Origin of the sequence: Streptomyces sp. NPDC048516 (assembly GCF_043199875.1) — a bacterium.
GTDB lineage: Bacteria > Actinomycetota > Actinomycetes > Streptomycetales > Streptomycetaceae > Streptomyces.
This window is the reverse complement of the sequence record NZ_JBICWS010000038.1, coordinates 14,361-31,398: the sequence shown is the minus strand read 5'-3', so window position 1 is coordinate 31,398 and position 17,038 is coordinate 14,361. Positions and strand designations below refer to the sequence as shown.

Annotated in this window: 19 protein-coding genes and 1 pseudogene; 9 read left to right on the top strand and 11 right to left on the bottom strand. The window is 69.5% G+C overall.

The window, feature by feature from the left end; genetic code table 11:
• Positions 1 to 883: 883 nt before the first annotated feature.
• Positions 884 to 1,117 carry a hypothetical protein gene (locus ACGFR7_RS36390; RefSeq protein WP_393328042.1) on the bottom strand — a complete coding sequence of 78 codons (234 nt, stop codon included), beginning with the start codon at positions 1,115 to 1,117 and terminating at the stop codon, positions 884 to 886.
• A 505-nt stretch (positions 1,118 to 1,622) separates the two neighbouring features.
• Between ACGFR7_RS36390 and ACGFR7_RS36385 the strand changes: the two genes are divergently transcribed.
• Positions 1,623 to 4,121 (top strand): Helicase associated domain protein, encoded by a 2,499-nt coding sequence (locus tag ACGFR7_RS36385; RefSeq protein ID WP_393328040.1) that lies wholly within the window; start codon positions 1,623 to 1,625, stop codon positions 4,119 to 4,121.
• Between the two features lie 245 nt (positions 4,122 to 4,366).
• Here the strand turns inward: ACGFR7_RS36385 and ACGFR7_RS36380 are convergent, their stop codons facing one another.
• Positions 4,367 to 5,173 (bottom strand): SDR family NAD(P)-dependent oxidoreductase, encoded by an 807-nt coding sequence (locus tag ACGFR7_RS36380; RefSeq protein ID WP_393328037.1) that lies wholly within the window; start codon positions 5,171 to 5,173, stop codon positions 4,367 to 4,369.
• 308 nt (positions 5,174 to 5,481) lie between these two features.
• Positions 5,482 to 6,525, bottom strand: coding sequence for an aldo/keto reductase (locus ACGFR7_RS36375; RefSeq protein ID WP_393328034.1), 1,044 nt, complete (start codon positions 6,523 to 6,525; stop codon positions 5,482 to 5,484).
• Between the two features lie 94 nt (positions 6,526 to 6,619).
• Between ACGFR7_RS36375 and ACGFR7_RS36370 the strand changes: the two genes are divergently transcribed.
• From ACGFR7_RS36370 to ACGFR7_RS36355, 4 genes are all read left to right on the top strand, one after another.
• Positions 6,620 to 7,246 (top strand): TetR/AcrR family transcriptional regulator, encoded by a 627-nt coding sequence (locus ACGFR7_RS36370; RefSeq protein ID WP_393328032.1) that lies wholly within the window; start codon positions 6,620 to 6,622, stop codon positions 7,244 to 7,246.
• Positions 7,247 to 7,741: 495 nt separating this feature from the next.
• Positions 7,742 to 7,954: a hypothetical protein gene (locus ACGFR7_RS36365; RefSeq protein WP_393328029.1), complete on the top strand. Its 213-nt coding sequence runs from the start codon at positions 7,742 to 7,744 to the stop codon at positions 7,952 to 7,954.
• Between the two features lie 3 nt (positions 7,955 to 7,957).
• Entirely contained in the window at positions 7,958 to 8,425 is a 468-nt protein-coding gene (locus ACGFR7_RS36360; RefSeq protein WP_393328027.1) for a hypothetical protein, read from the top strand.
• 36 nt (positions 8,426 to 8,461) lie between these two features.
• Positions 8,462 to 8,767, top strand: a complete 306-nt coding sequence (locus ACGFR7_RS36355; RefSeq protein ID WP_393328053.1) for a transcriptional regulator — start codon at positions 8,462 to 8,464, stop codon at positions 8,765 to 8,767.
• Positions 8,768 to 9,076: 309 nt separating this feature from the next.
• Here ACGFR7_RS36355 and ACGFR7_RS36350 read toward each other — a convergent pair whose 3' ends face one another.
• From ACGFR7_RS36350 to ACGFR7_RS36340, 3 genes are all read right to left on the bottom strand, one after another.
• Positions 9,077 to 9,454 carry a hypothetical protein gene (locus ACGFR7_RS36350; protein ID WP_393328024.1) on the bottom strand — a complete coding sequence of 126 codons (378 nt, stop codon included), beginning with the start codon at positions 9,452 to 9,454 and terminating at the stop codon, positions 9,077 to 9,079.
• Positions 9,451 to 9,699, bottom strand: coding sequence for a hypothetical protein (locus tag ACGFR7_RS36345; RefSeq protein WP_393328021.1), 249 nt, complete (start codon positions 9,697 to 9,699; stop codon positions 9,451 to 9,453). Before ACGFR7_RS36345 ends, ACGFR7_RS36350 begins: the two co-directional genes overlap by 4 nt.
• Before the next feature lie 184 nt (positions 9,700 to 9,883).
• Positions 9,884 to 10,234: a hypothetical protein gene (locus ACGFR7_RS36340; RefSeq protein WP_393328056.1), complete on the bottom strand. Its 351-nt coding sequence runs from the start codon at positions 10,232 to 10,234 to the stop codon at positions 9,884 to 9,886.
• On the opposite strand from ACGFR7_RS36340, the gene ACGFR7_RS36335 reads away from it, so the two are divergent.
• Positions 10,115 to 10,558 (top strand): phosphotransferase, encoded by a 444-nt coding sequence (locus tag ACGFR7_RS36335; RefSeq protein WP_393328050.1) that lies wholly within the window; start codon positions 10,115 to 10,117, stop codon positions 10,556 to 10,558. The genes ACGFR7_RS36340 and ACGFR7_RS36335 overlap by 120 nt on opposite strands.
• A gap of 163 nt (positions 10,559 to 10,721) precedes the next feature.
• Here the strand turns inward: ACGFR7_RS36335 and ACGFR7_RS36330 are convergent, their stop codons facing one another.
• The 5 genes from ACGFR7_RS36330 to ACGFR7_RS36310 form a co-directional block, all read right to left on the bottom strand.
• Positions 10,722 to 11,258 (bottom strand): SMI1/KNR4 family protein, encoded by a 537-nt coding sequence (locus ACGFR7_RS36330; RefSeq protein ID WP_393328018.1) that lies wholly within the window; start codon positions 11,256 to 11,258, stop codon positions 10,722 to 10,724.
• Between the two features lie 494 nt (positions 11,259 to 11,752).
• The gene (locus tag ACGFR7_RS36325) at positions 11,753 to 12,064 is read right to left on the bottom strand and encodes a GNAT family N-acetyltransferase (RefSeq protein WP_393328047.1); all 312 of its coding nucleotides are present in this window, start codon (positions 12,062 to 12,064) and stop codon (positions 11,753 to 11,755) included.
• A gap of 121 nt (positions 12,065 to 12,185) precedes the next feature.
• On the bottom strand, positions 12,186 to 12,632 hold the full coding sequence (locus ACGFR7_RS36320; protein ID WP_393328016.1) for a hypothetical protein: 447 nt from the start codon (positions 12,630 to 12,632) through the stop codon (positions 12,186 to 12,188).
• 80 nt (positions 12,633 to 12,712) lie between these two features.
• Positions 12,713 to 12,862, bottom strand: coding sequence for a hypothetical protein (locus tag ACGFR7_RS36315; RefSeq protein WP_393328013.1), 150 nt, complete (start codon positions 12,860 to 12,862; stop codon positions 12,713 to 12,715).
• Positions 12,859 to 13,761, bottom strand: coding sequence for an NAD(P)H-binding protein (locus tag ACGFR7_RS36310; protein WP_393328011.1), 903 nt, complete (start codon positions 13,759 to 13,761; stop codon positions 12,859 to 12,861). Before ACGFR7_RS36310 ends, ACGFR7_RS36315 begins: the two co-directional genes overlap by 4 nt.
• A 69-nt stretch (positions 13,762 to 13,830) precedes the next feature.
• Between ACGFR7_RS36310 and ACGFR7_RS36305 the strand changes: the two genes are divergently transcribed.
• From ACGFR7_RS36305 to istA, 3 genes and pseudogenes are all read left to right on the top strand, one after another.
• A complete protein-coding gene (locus tag ACGFR7_RS36305; RefSeq protein ID WP_393328008.1) occupies positions 13,831 to 14,640 on the top strand; it encodes a LysR family transcriptional regulator in 810 nt (269 codons plus the stop codon).
• 380 nt (positions 14,641 to 15,020) lie between these two features.
• Positions 15,021 to 15,182 (top strand): hypothetical protein, encoded by a 162-nt coding sequence (locus tag ACGFR7_RS36300; RefSeq protein ID WP_393328006.1) that lies wholly within the window; start codon positions 15,021 to 15,023, stop codon positions 15,180 to 15,182.
• 207 nt (positions 15,183 to 15,389) lie between these two features.
• Positions 15,390 to 17,017 (top strand): annotated as a pseudogene (istA, locus tag ACGFR7_RS36295) (IS21 family transposase).
• Positions 17,018 to 17,038: the final 21 nt, after the last annotated feature.

Genomic DNA, 17,038 nt, shown 5'->3' with positions numbered 1-17,038 from the left:
CCCGCGGAGCGGGTACCACAGCGCTGCGCGCTGTGCAAGGCAACCACCACGCTCCGCGTGGTGGTTGCCCGACCCGCTCCGCGGGTCGGGCTGGGGTGCTGCGCACCCCAGTTGCCTCGGCTTCGCCGAGGCCGGCCCTTTCGGGCCGTCAGATCCCGCGCTTCGCTTGGGATCTGAGTGCGCTTCGCGTACGGGTCGCTGCGCTCCCCTGGCCTTGCGGCTTCGCCTCCAGGCCGGCCCGCTGGCGCGGGCGGCTGGCTACGCGGTGGGGTTCTGCTCGGGTTGGGTCACTGTCAGGGCCCACCGGGTGTCTTCCTTCGAGGCGTCAACTGCCACTGTGAAGGATCCCTGCACGCGCCCTGCGTCCATGGTCACCGATCCCACGCCCGCCCTGCCGGCAGGGCACGTCACCTCGAACTCGGCTGCCTGTACCTGCTGTGACTTCATCGTCACCGCCACGCTGCCGCCGCCTTCGCAGGCCACGGTGAGTACGGTCGGCAGCCTGTCCCACGCCCCACCGGACGCCACTCCCCCGTCCCCCGTTCTTCCTTCCACCCACACCAGGCCCTCCGGCCCAGGATGAGGAAGAAGGCCTCCAGTCGCCGCAGCCGGCGCGGCTCCTGCCCCTGCCATCCCAAAGACTGCCAGCATCGCCACGGTCACGATTTTCCTCGCGTTCATCACGCTTGCCCCTCCCGGTGATCTGTCATGGCACGGCCATAGTGGCGCGCGGGAACCCCAATACACCTGAGTACGGGGGCTCATGACGCTCAGCCGGATGTATGCGCTGTGCGGTCCGTAGAGGTCAAGGCAGGTTTCGAGTGGTCGTCGCAGTCCTGACGGCGGCTCGTGCGGGGCATGGCCGGCTCAGAGGGGCGGGGCATTACTCGATGTACCCGGTAGTCGGGTCAACCTGCTGCAAGAAGTCGCGGGCTGACGCTTCCAATTCCGGAACGCTCAGGGCTCTGGCGGGCTGCACCGCAGAGGTGAAGCCGTAGCCGGGGTTGGGGCCTGTCAGCCAGGTGAAGTCGTACGTTCCCCGCTTACCGGGGCGTTTGGAGACGTCGAACTTCTCTCCGTCAACCACCAGCGTCTGCCGCGCACTGCGCCTCTTCATGACTACCAGTCTGCCCGAGCTTGTGGCCGCTTGTTGGCTCACTACGGGATGGTCAGAACGGGACGTCCATGCCTGCCTGCGGATGACGGCGAGCCCATTGCTCAAACACTCACCGGCTGACGCCGCATCATTCCGGACGGGATGAGACAGGGCCCCACCCTCTGCCGTGAAGGTCCACTGGTTGCGGGAGCGTTTCGCATCGAACTTGAGGAGTGGGCGCTGACGCCCTGCTCGCCGAGCCACTCCCGGACTGGCAGGTCTTGATGGTTCTCGGCGAGCTCGGTTTGCTTCAAAATTGTTGGGAGATAGACTCTGGGATTAGTGCGTCACGCCTCTGTATCATCTCGGGTCGCGTGGAACGGCCCGGAGCGGCCCGGAACGCGGATGCAGGAAGGCGCCCTTGAAGAGCTCGCCACTGCGGCAACTGTGAGTCTGCAGGCAGGGTTTCGTGGTCAGCTGACGCTCGAGTCGGCCACACCGGCAATCAGGATAAGGCAGAGCGGATATGGCAGAGAAAGACCTCTGGCCCCACCAGCGAGAAGCTGTTGACGCCGTCATCCGCGCTCTCGAATTGTCTGCAAGTTCACTTGTGCCGGAGCGAGGGCTCCGGACTCAGGTGATCATGGCGACCGGATCCGGGAAGACCCGGGTGGCGGTCCGCAGCGCGGAGGAGCTCCACGCGGGCCGTGTCCTGGTGCTCGTGCCCTCGCTGGACCTCCTGGCGCAGACCGAGGCTGCGTGGCGCGAGGGGGGCCGTCGGGGGCCGATAGTCGGGGTGTCCTCCCTGCGGGGCGAGGAGGCGGGCTTTCCCAACACCACGGCCGTGGACGAGCTGGTGCAGTGGACCCGCGGCCTGGACAAGGTCACCGTGTTCGCCACGTACGCCTCACTCGGTCTGGGCACACTGGAGCGGGCGCACGCTGCCGGTCTTTCGGCCTGGGACCTGATCGTGGTCGATGAGGCACACCGGACCTCCGGGCGGATCGGGAAGCCCTGGGCGGTCGTGCACGACAACCAAAAGATCCCGTCCCTGCGCCGGCTCTACATGACCGCCACGCCCCGCCTGTGGCAGCTCGACGAGGACCGGGAGGGCGCTGTGGGCGAGCTGGTGGCGAGCATGGACGATGACCCCGAGGGCCCCTTCGGCAGCAGGGCATTTACCCTGACGCTCTCCGAGGCCATCGACCGGGGGATCTGCGCCCCCTACCAAGTCGTGTGCGTCGACGTCACCGATGCCCGGCACCAGGCCGCCGTGCTGCTCGGTGTGGATGGCCGGTCGGACGAGGTCCGGGGGGCGCGCCTCGCCGCCCTCCAGACCGCCCTGCTCAAGGCGTCAGCTGAGGAGGGTTTTCGGCGCACGCTAGTCTTCCATCACGTCGTCAAGGAAGCCGAAGCTTTCGCGGTCGGCCTCCCCCAGGTCGCAAAGCAGCTGCATGACAGCGGTCCCGAGCTGTATCCGCAGGCAGTTTGGGCCGACTGGCTGTGCGGCGATCACAAGCCCCTCCACCGCCGCCGTGTGCTGGGCGAGTTCGCCGGCGGGATCGCCATGGACGGCACGGTGGTGGAGAAGGGTTATCTGGGCTCTGTGAAGGTGCTGGGCGAGGGCGTCGACACCCGTGTCTGTGATTCTGTGTACTGGGCTGACGTCCGGGGCTCGATGCCGGACCTGGTGCAGGCGGTGGGGCGGGCGCTGCGGATGCAGCCGGGCGAGGGCAAGCTGGCCAGCCTGGTCGTGCCGGTGCTGCTCGGACCGGGCGAGACGGCGGACAACATGCTGACCTCGAAGGCATTCGGCGGGTTGGCAAAGCTTTTGGAGGCGCTCCGGGCGCACGACGCCAGGGTGGTGGAGGCATTGGCCGAGCAGCAGGCGCCGAGCCGCTGCAAGCCCGTCCACAAGGACGCAGAGGGCAAGGAGCAGGGCGCCGGCGGGGACGGGGGGCCTTCTGCTCCGGCGAAGGCCCTGCTGAAGTTCAGCACACCGCGCGACCCCGCGCAGCTGGCGGCGTTCATCAACCTGCGGGTGCTCAACCCTGAGCATCAGCACTGGCGGCGGGGCATGGAAGCCGCCGTCATCTATGCCCGTCAGCACGGCGATCTGCGGGTGCCGTTCGCGTACCGTGTCCCGGCCGGGGAAGAAGCTGAGGCCGAGGGGTGGCCGGCCTCGCTCGCGGGCTTTCCGCTTGGCTGGTGGACCGCTGACGCGCGGCGGTTCTATGTCCGGGGCGACATGGGCGAGGACCGCATCGCGCAGTTGGAGAAGCTGGGCATGGTGTGGTCGCACTTCGACGTCGCCTGGGAGGAGGGCCTGGCCGCAGCGCGTGGGTGGGCTGCGGAGCACGGGCATCTGTTGGCTTCGGTGGATGCGACGTACCGGGGGGCGAAGGTCGGGATCTGGTTGAAGAACGCGCGGGCCGCCGCCCGCAAGGCGGTAGAGGTCGAGCAGCGGCGGGCGGAGGGCCTGCCCGTGGTTTCGTCCGCCGGCGCGCTGACGGAGGAGCGGCGGGAGCAACTGGAGGACATCGACCCGTCCTGGTGCCCGGCCTGGCCGGTGACCTGGCAACGCTGCTTCCATCTGACCCGGCAGCACCTCGACGCCGGTGGAGGCCTGCCCGCCACGGCGGGCGACGTCGTACGCCAGGGCGAGGACCTCGGACGGTGGGTGACGTCGGTCCGGCTGGGGTGGGAGCAGCTCACCGGCGCGCAGCAGTGGATGTGCGAACAGGTCCTCGGGATCGAACCCGCGAGTGAGGACGAGAAGCCGAAGCCGCGCCGTACGCAGGCCGACGAGTGGGCGATGAACTACCAGGCCGCCAAGCAGTTCTTCGAGCGCGAGGGGCACCTTCGGGTGCCGAGGAAGCACGTTGAACGGATCGTCGTCGGCGAGGACCAGGAGGAGCGCGAGCTCCGGCTTGGGGCATGGACCAGCAATCAGCGCAGTCGGGCCGCGACGCTGTCGCCGGAGCGGGTTGAGCAGCTGTCCGCGATCGGGATGCGGTGGTCGTGATGGGCATCGTCACCGCGACCGTCGTCGCGCTCGCGGCCGGCTATCTGCTCGGGCGGGTGGGTCCGTGGCGGCGCGGCGGTCTGGGGGCATGCCGCAGGGGGGTGAGCAGCGTCATGGGAAGGCTCCTGTGCGTAGGGCCCGGTGGGACGGCGGGCGGGCAGACGGCCCTTGGTCTCTTGCGGTGCGTGGGACGATGGAGGCGCGGAGGCGGGCCCCGAGGAGGGGCCCGCCTCGCGCGAGATAGCTCAGAGTTCCTTGAGGAGGCCGGAGTCGATGACGAACTCGGCGCCGTTGGTGCTGCCCGAGCGCGGTGAGACGAGCAGGGCCACCGCGTCGGCGATCTCCTGTGGTTCCACGAACCGGCCGGTGGTCAGGCTCAGCATCTGGGGCACGACGTTGTTGATGACGTTGTCCTTGTCGGTGCCTGCCTGTGCGGCGATCTTGTCGGCCACACCGTCTTCCTCGGTCCACCACTCGGTGCGAGTGACACCAGGGACGACACCGTTGACGCGTATGCCCTGGGGGCCGAACTCGATGGAGAGCTGTTTGGTGATGTTGCTCAGGCCTGCCTTGGCCGCGCCGTAGTCGACGTTGATCGGTTGTGGAGCGCGTGCGTTGGCGGAGGAGATGTTGACGACGGCGGCCGCGTCGCTCTTGAGCAGGTGCGGAATCGCGGCGCGGATCGCGCGGACGACGGCGAAGAGGTTGAACTGGAACATCGCCTGCCAGTCCGAGTCCGAGGCGTCCAGGAAGGAGCCGCGGGGCAGGGACACACCGGGCGGCGGGCCGCCCGCGTTGTTGACCAGGATGTCGAGCTGTCCGAAGTCGGTGATCGCCCGGTTGACGACCTGCTGCGGGGCTTCGGGGTCCATGAGGTCGAGGGGAACGTGGACCAGGTTCGGCCCTGCGAGGGCGTCGAGTGCTGGGCTGGTCTTGCGGGATGCGGCCACGACGCGGGCGCCCTCGTGCAGCAGGGTCTGGGTGATGGCCAGGCCCATGCCCTTCGAGGCTCCGGTGACGACGGCCACGCGGCCGGAAAGCTGCAGATCCATGACAATCCTTTTGTGGTGACAGCCCCGCCGTGCGGCGGGGAAGAGTCGGTTGCGTTTCGCTTTCGTAGGGGAATCTCCGCTTTCCCCAAGGGAGTTGTATGCGCCTCGTGTCGGCTGGATCGGGACGTCGCCGCCGGGCCGGGCACTGCTGTGGCCGGCCGCTTTCGCAGCGGCAGGAACTGGATCGGTGCGGGCGGGGTTTGGCCGTGGAACCCGACGGATGCGCGGTTTCAGGTCTGTGGCACCTCTTCGTCCGGGGCGGCCTGCGGTAGGGCCTGGCGCCTGATGCCGGCGCATGAGGTGAGGGGCTACGCGATACCGGTCGGACGGGGGTTGAGGCGGGCGAAGCCCTCCTGGCGCTCGTACGGGAAGTACGGGTAGGGCGCGGGTTTGGTGCTCGCGGCGTCGAGGCGGGCGGCCTGTTCGTCGGTAAGTGCCCACCCGACCGCGCCGATGTTCTGGCGCAGCTGCGTCTCGTCGCGGGCGCCGATGATGACGGAGGAAACGGTGGGGCGTCGCAGCAGCCAGTTGAGGGCGATTTGCGGGATGGTGCGGTCCGTCTCCTCTGCGATCTGTGCGAGGACGTCGATCACGCGGAAGAGGAGCTCGTCCTCCACCGGCGGGCCGTAGTCGGCGGTCTCGTGCAGGCGGCTGCGCTCGGGCAGCGGATGGCCGCGCCGGATCTTTCCGGTGAGTCTGCCCCAGCCCAGCGGGCTCCATACGACCGCTCCTACGCCCTGGTCGAGTCCGAGGGGCATCAACTCCCACTCGTAATCGCGACCGACGAGCGAGTAGTAGACCTGGTGGGCCACATAGCGGGGAAAGCCGTGTTGGTCCGCCGTCCCGAGGGACTTCATGAGTTGCCAGCCCGAGAAGTTGGAGACGCCGGTGTAGCGGATCTTTCCTGCGTGCACGAGCTGGTCGAGCGTGGCGAGCGCTTCCTCGACCGGAGTGGCGGCGTCGAAGGCGTGGAGCTGGAAGAGATCGATGTGGTCGGTGCCGAGGCGGCGCAGCGCGTCCTCGGTTGCCTTGATCAACCGCGTACGGGAGGTGCCCGCGTCGCCGGGGCCGTCTCCCATCGGCAGCCCGGCCTTGGTGGAGATGATCACCTCGTCCCGGCGGCCCTTGATCGCCTCTCCCAGCACCTCCTCGGAGGCGCCGCCCGAGTACACGTCCGCGGTGTCGAACATCGTGATGCCGGCGTCCAGCGCAATGTCGACGAGCCGGCGTGCCTGGCGGGCGTCCGTGTCGCCCCAGGCCTCGAACAGCGGCCCCCGGCCGCCGAAGGTGCCGGTGCCGAAGCTCAGAGCGGGCACCTTGAGCCCGGAAGCACCGAGCTGCCTGTACTCCATGACTGAATCCTCCCCCGAAGGGTTAATGGGTCTCGTGTTCCGTTAAGATGGACAGTAGCAGAGACCGAGCCTTAAATGGAACTGGAGTGCCGTTATGGATTCTGAGAGTGCCGACCCGGGAAAGGTGCGCCCGGGGGGACGGACGGCGCGGGTACGGGCCGCGGTGCTGCAGGCGGCCGGCGACGCACTGGCCGAACAGGGCTTTGCGCGGCTCGACCTCGCCGACGTCGCGCGCCGCGCGGACGTGGGCAAGACGACCGTCTACCGCCGCTGGGGCACCGTGACCGGCCTGGTGGCCGACCTGCTGGCGGACATGGCCGAGCAGTCGCTGCCCCGCACCGAGACGGGCTCGCTGCTCGGGGACCTCGAGGCCAACGCCCGGCTCGTACGCCGCACCCTGGCCGACCCGCGTCAGGGCGCACTGTTCAAAGCCGTTCTCGCTGCGGCCACCTGCGACGCGAAAACCGCCGAGGCGCTGCACCGCTTCTACGAGGTCCGCGTCGAGGAGTGGGCGCCCTGTGTGCAGCAGGCCGCCGCACGGGGCGAGGTACCCGAGGACACCGACCCGCGCGCGGTGATCCGGGCCGTATCCGCGCCGCTCTACTACCAGCTCCTCACCACGGACCTGCCCCTGGACGAGACCCACGCGCAGCGCGCCGCACAAGCCGCCTTCACGGCCGCGCAGGCCTGCGCGTATGTCCGGGGAGCACCCAGCAGATGACGCCGACCGCGGCCTTGGTACCGGTGGGCTCGCATACCTGTGGTCCAAACGGCCGCTGACCGCCGCCATGAGCCCGCCAGTCCAGCGGTCACGGCCCGGGGCCACCCGCAGCTGCCGGGACTGCTGGGACGGGTGCTGGACCGACCGCCCCCCTGCAAAGCATGCCGGGCTTGACCTCGAAGGCCACCAGCCTGTTGATGCCGGCCGGCCCCCTCCAACGGGTACCGGTGAGGGGTGAGGGCCCGGCCATCACGGCCCAGGCCCTCAGGTGCGCCGCCGCGGGCGGGGGGGGCGGGCACGCACCCGCTCAACGACACCGCGGCACAGGAGGCACGGCCCGACTGGTCACGGTGCCGGGCGCCCCTTGCAGCGGCGCGGAAACGGCCACAGCTGAGGCCGTCTCGGCGGCCTGCCATCAGCGGGCCCAGGTCACCCCGCTTCATACCCTCAGATGTACAGCCGTCTCCTGGCGGCATTCCCCCTGCTCATGGGGCCATGACCCAGTACAACGCCTGGCGCCCGGCCGCAGCACGCCGCCGGGCGGCCGGCGCCGGCCACGCCGACGACGCGGGCTCGGATCGCAGCGGCCGCGGCGCGGGCGCGTTCAAGAAGGAGCCGATGGAGCTGGGGCTCCGCATGCCCGGGTTGCTGAATATGAGCCCAGAAAGCACTTTCCACTTGGAAAGTTACGCTGCGTGCGGGGAGTGACGGATGGACAAGTACCAGGTGGGCATGGACGTTGTGGAGCGTCAGCGCCGGGCCGCGGCTGCGCGGGTTCGGCTCGGCTGGTGGTTTCCGGTGCTGATCGCGGTGTCCTGGGCGCTTGCGGTCAGCAGAGCGTTCCCGGCGGCCGGCTACCGGCGTCTGGGTATTCCGGACCTGCCGTACGGCCAGAGTGGCGGTCTGCTGTACGTGGCGTTGATCGTGGTGTTCTCCGTGCGGTCCGGGATGAACCGGCGGGATGCGTGGCCGTTCGCGGCGTACCCGTCCTTGCGTCGGCGCTTTTCCGCGTTCGTCCTGGTGTCCCTGGGCGGCCTGGCGGTGGTGTTCGCGCTGGGCCGGCTGAGCGGTTCGTCGAGCGGCGCCCCATGGGCGGCCATCATGGTCGCGGTGGCCGCGGGGGGCGTGATCGCGTTCCTGCTGACCTGGACGGCTGCGGGATCCGGGGCGACATCCTGACGGGGAGCCAGCAGCGGTGACCGACCCACCCGTGGACTGGACCCCCTGATCCACCCGCTGCCGAAACTGTCGATCTGCGCGCTGCTGGCCGCGGGCCCGCAGTGGGTAGAGTTCCGCACGGTCCGGGAGGCGACGGGGCTGAGCGATTCGATGGTGGCCAAGCACAGCCGCGCCTTGGAGGACGCGGGCTACATCGATATCCGCAAGGGCGGCATCGGACGACGCCCGCGCACCTGGTTGCGCATGACCCCCCTGGGCCAGGCCCGCTACGGCGGGCACCTCGCGGCACTGCAGCAGCTACTTCAGCGCGAACCTGACCAGGACACCAACCCGGACGCCTGACTACCGCGTACTCGAAAGCAGCGATGTGCCGGATCCGTGACCGCGCCCCATCCGTGCACAGTAGTGCTGCCGGGCACCTCGAATTCCTGAGATGCCCGGCAGCGTCTGGTCAAACAGCTACATGCCCAGGCCGGTCAGGACGCCGTTGCCGCAGTACAAGGAAGATCTGAACGAGCACTGACGCACCGCAGTGCCGACATGTCACGTGAACACCCGCGGGCGGATTGATCACCAACCACCGCTGAAACCCGCGAACAACCGCTGTCGCTGGAGATGAACGAAACCAGCCGGCGGAGAGCGGCATCAACTTCACCGCGCCGCATCCCGGCGACCGCACCCGGGCCGAGAGCCCCAAGAACACGGCCCGGGAATCGCCCTGCACTGCATGCCGACGCTCGGCCCGGGCCGCGGCGGTGGCCACCGGCCTGTCACCGCACCTGGTACGAGCGGCTGCGGTACGGCTGCGGTACGGGTACGGGTGCGGGTGCGGGTGCGGGTGCGGGTGCCGCGGCGTTGCAGGGCTTGCAGGTGGGAGGCGACCGTCCAGTCGGACAGCGCCACCGTCGCGGCGGACAGCGCCACCGTCTCGGCGAGCTCCCGTATCGACGGTGGGTAGCCGGCCTCGTCGGTCAGCTCCCGCAGGGCCCGCCTGAGCCGCTGCTCGCTGCCGCTGAGGTAGGCGGTCATCGCCGGGTCTCTTCAGCATCCGGTGCCCACGTCTGCTGCTTGAGCGCCATCCGGGCGGCGGGCGCCCGGCCGGGGATGGTCGCCCAGTAGGGGTGAGTGGCGATCCGGACCGAGAGGCGTTGCAGGGTGCGGCGCAAGACGGTGGTCTGGGAGGGGTTTTCTTCCTGGGCGAGCCGACGGTAGGCGGTGTACCAGGCACGCTGGGCGTGCAGGAGGTCGTCGGGGAAGTCGTAGGAGGACGTCACCCCCAAATTGCATCACACGTTCGATTTACGGGTGCAGTACACGCACAGGTGAATCAGGGGCCCCGCTCTCCACGGAGCCGTCGGCCGGCTTGGCTGATGTGGTGCGGCTCAAGCGTTGCCGGTGCCGCCGGCCGGCTCGCCGAGGAGGTGGGGCCGTTGCTACGGACCTTGTCGACCGAGGTCGTCACGACACAGGCGCCGACGTGACCGGCGCCGGGGTGACCGGCGCCGAGGTGACCAGCGCCGGGGCGACCAGCGCCGGGGCGACCAGCGCCGGGGCGACCAGCGGCAGGGTGACCAGCGCCGAGGTGACCAGCGCCGGGGCGACCGGCGCCGGGGCGACCAGCGGCGGGGCGACCAGCGGCGGGGCGACCGGCGGCGGGGTGGTCAGCAGGACGCGCAGCCCGCCGGGATCCTGACGGGCAGTGACACCGACGTCCGAGCGGCAGCCCGTTGGCGCTCTCAGAGGCCGACGCTGCCGGATCCTGAGACCCGCAGGGAAGACCGTGCGACCTCCTGGCGGTTGCGAACGCATCCCGTCCCGACCGAGATCGACTGGGCTACAGCTCACGGCGACTGCCACTTCGCCAACTTGACCATGAGCGGGCCGACGTTGCTGGATTTCGAGGGGTTCGGGCTGGCACCGGTCGGCTACGACCCCGCGTTGCTGTATGCCTACTCTCTCCTCGCCCCGCAGACCGCCGCCCGCATCCGCGCCGAATTCCCGATCCCGGACAGCCCTGCCGGCCACACCGCACTCTTGGTCGTCGCAGCAGACCTGCTCCAGTCTGCATCCCGCGGCGACCACCCCGAACTCGCCGAACCCCTGCGCACCCTCGTCACGTCCATCGCACGGTAGTAGCCTCGCTCGCTCCTGCGGTCCTTGCCCATCGACAGCCCGTGCGTGGTCCCGTCCACAGGCATTGCACCTGTCTTTGGACGCCAGCGACCTGGGCCCAAATGCCTGAACGAGGGCGACGCCGGTGCCTTCCAGCACCGGCTCGCATGCGACCGGGAAGTCTCTACACCGCCTTGAGTTGCCGAAACTCGTGGACGGCCAGAGGGAATCGGGACGAGAGGATGGCGGACTTCAGGTCTCCGGCGAGGGCGGATGCCAGAAATTGCGTGCAGGTGACCGGGAAGTGCTCCCAGCGGTCGCCGCTTGATTCGTTCACCATGATGGTCCACTGGTCCGCCGCTTGCTCAGGGCGAACCAGCCAGTAGAGGCATTCTCCGTTGTCGGTGGTGGCCCAGGGGATAACACGCGTGGCTTCGTCCTCGAGCTCAGCGGGCTTCTTCTCGAATTCCCAGAGGCCGTCGAGTGCCTCGGTTTGCTGGTCTTCCCACTCGATGAGGTCGTAGTTGTCGTTGGGGCAGCCGGGCTCGAGCAGGTAAAGGTAGTCGTCCCAGTTGCTCCCTCCGTACGCGTGGATGAGTTCCTTGTAGTCCGACGGCAGCTCCTCCACGCGAAGCGCCTGTTCTGCGGGCCTCCAGTCCTTCTCCCTGGGCTCCGGTGGAGGCGGGAGCAGTTGGGTGAGGCGAGCGAGGTAGGGGTTCATCGACTGTCCTTACTGTGGCGCTGGGTTGCGGCTGACCTGAGTTCAGGATTGGCTGATGCTTCCGAACGTGCCGGCCAGCACACCAGGGCAGCCGGGAGCTCGGCCGCGGGAACGTGCTCGATGTCGCGGCCGAACCCAGCGGCCCGGTCCGCGTCCATGGTGACGCGGACGAGACCTGTGCCACGACGAGCACGCGAGCCACGTGCTCGAACGGTTCGTACGCCAGAAAGTCGTCTTCCTGACCGAGGGGCTGTCCGGCGATGGTACGGGCCACCTTGTTGAGCGTCTCCAAATACCGGCGCCGCTGCTCCGGACCGGCCGACGTCTTCGAGGCGACGCAGCCGGCCACGGCCTGACGGTGCCGCGCCGCTACGCCCGGGGCCGGGCCGACGCGGCGCGACGCACTCAACAGCGTGGCCCCGACCGGTTCGCCCGGCCGGGGCCACGTGTGTTCGCGGGGGACGTGAACAACCCGCTCAACGATGGAGCGGGGCTCAGAGCAACGGCAGCGCGTACACCTGGTACGCCACGGCGGCCCCGTCGGCGGCGTACCGGTCGCAGGTACCGGTGCGGGCGAAGCCGGCCTTCGTCAGGACGCCTCCGGAGGCCGGGTTGTCGGGGTGGTGCATGGCCTCCAGACGCTCCAGGCCGGCGGTGGCGAAGGCGAAGTCGACGACGTGCTGGGCGGCTTGGGTAGCGTAGCCGTTGCCCCAGGTGTCCTCGCGCAGGATGTAGCTGAGGGTGCCCATGGTCGGGGTTCGTCGCCGCAGGGCGATCAGGCCGATCATCTCGTCTGTGGTGACGATGCCCCAGCTCCACTGTGCGCGCGGCGTCTCGGCGGCTCCGGCGAGGGCTGTGCCCGGCGAGCGGGCCGCCCACGAGTCGAACGATCACAGCAGTACCTCCATCCGGCGGGCCCTTCCCGCCTCACCCCTTGGTGGGGCTCAGCGCCCGAAGGACAGCACCGGAGTGCCGACGGCTTCCGTCCCGGCCGGCCGCCGGGCCGATGGCGGGTGCGGCGCGGCGGTCCCGGCCGCCGCGCAACCGGCTGCACGCGCCCCCGCCCCCGGCCGCGCCATCCCGCCGATCTCCGGCGGCGCGGCGGCGGACCGGATCGCCGACGCCCTTGGCACCCCGAAGGCGACCACGTACGGCGAGAAGGCGCGCGTGACGACGTTCGTGGTGCGTCGGTTCGTCGACCGCGGCCTGCTGGTCGACCTGAGCGCGAACCCCGACGGGACGCTGCACCACCCCCACCAGGTCGCGGAGGTCTGCCAGCAGCAGGACCTGGCGGCCCTGGTCGCCGCGGATAACCCGATCGAACCCGAGCAGGCCGCCACACGATGGCGGGTGCGCCGTGCCGACTTCGACCACATGGTGCGGCTCGGCTGGGCCCGCTCCCCCCAGTCGATCAAGGTCCGCTTCGGCACCAGCCGAGCCGGGGCCGTCGCCCTCTACACCACAGCCTCCGTCGACGCGGTCGTCCCCGACCACCCGAAGTCGACTGGGAGCAGCTGCGCGCGGTGGCGAAAGGCCGGCTCGATGGCGGAGTCGAGCCCGAGGGTGCGGGACGCGACGACGATGAGAGCGGTCCTGGCGCTCATGCCTGGGCCTGGACTGCCGGCTTCAGGACGTTTTCACACCACGTGCGGAAGGTGGTCGGGCTCGTGGTCTGAGGGGTGCGCTGCACGCCGTCGTCGAGGCCGTCGTCCTTGGAGCGCATCATGTCGACGTAGCCTTCGACGAGCGCGTCCCCGAAGCCGAGTCCGGTGAGTGCGGTGCGGAAGTCGTCGAGCGACTGCCGCTCGTAGCGGACCGGGCGGCCGAGCACGTCGGACATGATGCGCGCCATGTCGTTCGGCGAAAGGTCCTCGGGGCCCAGCACCGGGACCTCGCCCGTCCCCGTCCACGAGCGGTCGAGCAGCAGGCCGGCGGCGGCCGCAGCGATGTCCCGGGTGGCGGCCCTCGGTGCTTTGCGGTCGGCGGTGACGGTGTCGCTGAACATCCCGTCGTCGCGGATCGAAGGCACCTGCCGTAGCAGGTTGTCCATGAAAGTGGGGTTCGCGAGAGCCCGGTAGGCCACGCCTGTACTGGCGATGAGGTCATCCATGGCCAGCGACGCGGTGACCAGCCCGGATCGGTCTGCGAGGGGTGTGCCGCGGCCGAGTGCGGAGACGCCGACGACGTGCCCCACTGCGTGGGCCGTGAACGCCCGTGCGGCGGCGCGGGTGAACCCGGAGTACGCGGCGTCCAGACTCGGCGCCTGCGGGCCCGGCGGGACCAGCCAGAAGACGGCATCCGCGCCGGCGAAGGCCCGGTCGACGACCTCGGCGTCGTCGTGCGAGCCGGTGACGACGTCGACGCGGGCGCGGACCGCGTCGGGGAGTTTCCCGGGGTCGCGCACGATGACGCGCAGTTCTTCGCCACGCGCGGGAGCCTCGTTGAGCAGGATGTCCAGGAGCCGGCTGCCGATCTGGCCGGTAGGGGCGGTAATGACGATCATGTTTCGAGTCTCGGGGCAGCCCGCCTGCGGCGTCCAATACCCTTCCCGGGCAATTGATACCGTAAAGGCATGGATCTTGATCTACGCAAGCTCCGCTACTTCGTCGCGGTGGCCGAGCACCGGCACTTCGGCCGGGCGGCGCAACAGCTCTACATCGCCCAGCCAGTCCTCAGCCGTCAGATCAAGGCTTTCGAGCGGGAGTTGGAGTGCACTCTGCTTGTACGGACCACCCGCAGCACGGAGTTGACCGCTGCCGGAAAGCAGCTCTACAAGGAGGCACAGGAAATCCTCGCGGTCGTCGACATGGCGGTGCGGCGCGTGCACGACGTCGATCGGAGCGACCGGCGGCTCACTGTCGCCTTCTCCCCCGGACTGCACGTATCGGACGCGGTCCGGGCGTTCACCTCGCGTCACCCGGCCATCGAAACCGACGTCGTCCCGGCGCGCTGGTGGGAGCAGGACCTGCCGCTGCGGGACGGCCGGGCCCAGGTCGGGTACCTACGGCGGCCGTTCGACGACTCGGGGCTGCGCACCATCTCCATCGGCCACGAGCCCAGGGTCGCCTGCATGTCCGCGGCGCACCCGCTGGCGTGCCGGGACGAGCTCACCTCCGCGGACCTCACCGACCAGCGGATGCTCGACACACCGACACGGCGGACATCTTCACTTGAAGAGAAGTTCGAACTTATCGCCTCCGGGCAGGGCATCGCGCTCGTCCCGCTGAGCGTCGCGCGCTCTTACTCCCGCCCCGACCTCGCCCATCTCCCCGTCACGGACGCCCCCGGGGCCGAGACGTGCCTGGCCTTCCTCGCCGACCGGCGCGAGAAGCTACTGCGCGACTTCCTGGAGATCGCCACCGCCACGCTGCTGCACGCCTGAGCGATCAGTGGGCAAGACCGCGGACGGCACCGCGCGGGCACAGCAGGTACGGACAGGGAGGGCGGCTGCGGTCAGCAGGCGGAGGATGAGCCGAACGCCTCAACAGGGGCAGAATCACCCGGGAGCCGGATCCTGTACGACCGCGGCGGCAGCGGCAGGAGTTGCCCGTTGTCTTCCTGGTGCCCGGGCGGGAGGCAGCCTCGTCCTGACCGGCTGTGGACCTCTCCGACTGGTCGGCCCCGGCCTATGCGTCCCGTCACAGGGGCCGGGGCCCGCCCGCGCGCTCCACACCGGCACGGGACGCCAGGAGAACAGCCCGTCCGGGTAGGCGAGATGGCCGACTCCAACGGTCGGGGGTGCGGCCCCGCTAGCGTGCCGTCATGGAAGCCCCCAAGATGCCCGCGCCGCTGCGCGCGGTTCACCAGCTCGTCTCCGAGGCAGTCGCCAACCTCCAGGAGGTGCTGCGGTACACCGAACCGGATCAGGCGCACACCTGGAAGCGGATGACGCTGTACCGGACCACCGAGCGTCAGACACCATGAACACGGCGCCATGCTGATCGCCGCGTACTGCCAGCGCACCGACATGTCCCAGGTGGCTTTATCGAGCAGTAGTGACGTCACTTGTCGATGAGTTTGGGAGGCGCCCCGGGGCACGAACGAGTGGTGTTGATGAGTTTGGGAGGCGCCGGGTCGCTTGCCAGGGCAGCATCGGGGTGCTCCTGGTGAAAGGTGCTGGTCATGCCGCCGATGTCGAAGGTCGAGCTGTACGCGGCGATCCGGCGTGACCATCGCGGCGGTATGTCGATGCGGGAGCTTGAGCGCAAGCACGGCGTGACGTGGCGGACGGTGCGGAGGGCGTTGGACTCGGCATGGCCGGAGCCGCGCAAGAAGCTCCCGCCCCGGGCGAGTGCCCTGGATCCGTTCAAGCCGGTGATCGACGAGATCCTGCGTTCGGATCTGGACGCGCCGCGCAAGCAGCGGCACACGGTCACACGGATCTTTCACCGGCTGGTCGAGGAGCACGGGGCGGACGTCTCCTACGGGATGGTCCGCTACTACGTCGCCGGCCGGAAGCCGGAGATCCTGGTCGAGTCCGGCAAGGAACCGCTGGAGGCGTTCATCCCGCAGACCCACCAGCCCGGCCATGAAGCGGAGGTCGACTTCGGTGACGTGACCGTGCGGCTCGCCGAAGAGCTGGTGACCTGCTATCTGTTCTCCTTCCGCCTGTCGTATTCGGGCAAGGCCGTCCACCGCGTGTTCGCCTCGGCCGGCCAAGAAGCCTTCTTCGAAGGCCACGTCCACGCACTGCGGACGCTGGGCGGGGTCCCGCGAAGCAAGGTCCGCTATGACAACCTCAAGGCTGCCGTCGCACGGGTGCTGGGGCTGAACCGGGCCAGGGTGGAAACGGACCGGTGGATCGCGTTCAAGTCGCACTACGGCATCGAGAGTTTCTACTGCCGGCCTGGCATCGAAGGGGCCCACGAGAAGGGCGGAATCGAAGGCCAGATCGGCTATTTTCGCCGCAACCACTTCGTTCCCGTTCCCGAGGTCTCCTCGCTCGCCGAGCTGAACGAGATGGTTGAGACCGGCAGGACGGCGCCCGCCGAATCGGGTCCAGGCCCAAGACGGTCGCGGAGTACTTCGCGGTCGAACAGCCACTGCTGCTGCCGTTGCCCGACGAGCCGTTCGAGACCGGGCGGATGTTCGCACCACGGGTCGACCGCTACAGCCAGATCCCCGTCCGCACCAACCGCTACTCGGTGCCGACCCGGCTGATCGGCAAACGTGTCCGGGTCGTTCTGCACGCTTCTCACCTGCTGGTTTACGACAGGAACGTGGAAGTGGCACGACATGAGCGGCTGATCGCCAAGGGCGCCGTCCGCCTGGAGCTGGATCACTACCTGGAGGCCCTGGTCCGCAAGCCCGGCGCCTTCCCCGGCTCCACCGCCCTCGAACAGGCTCGCTCGGCGGGAAAGTTCACACCGATCCATGACGCCTGGTGGGGCCGGGCCAAGAAGATCCACGGCGAGCGGGACGGCACCCGGGCCCTGATCGAGGTGCTACTGCTGGGCCGGCACCTGCCCCACGAGAATGTCGTCGCCGGTCTGGCCGCGGCCCTGCGGGCCGGGGCCATGACCGCGGACGCCGTCGCGCTGGAGGCCCGAAAAGCCGCCCAGGCAGAGACCGAACCTGGCCCCGCAGCAGACCAGCTGCCTCCCGGCAAGCCGCCGGCGACGGTGACGTCCCTGCACGAGTGGCGCCTCGCTCACCTTCCGCCGGACACCAGGCCGCTGCCCTCGGTGACCCCCTACGACCAGTTGCTCCGACACCGCCGCGACAGCAGCGGGGACCACCGTGAGGGAGAAGCACAGTGACGACCCTGCCCCGCCAGCGCG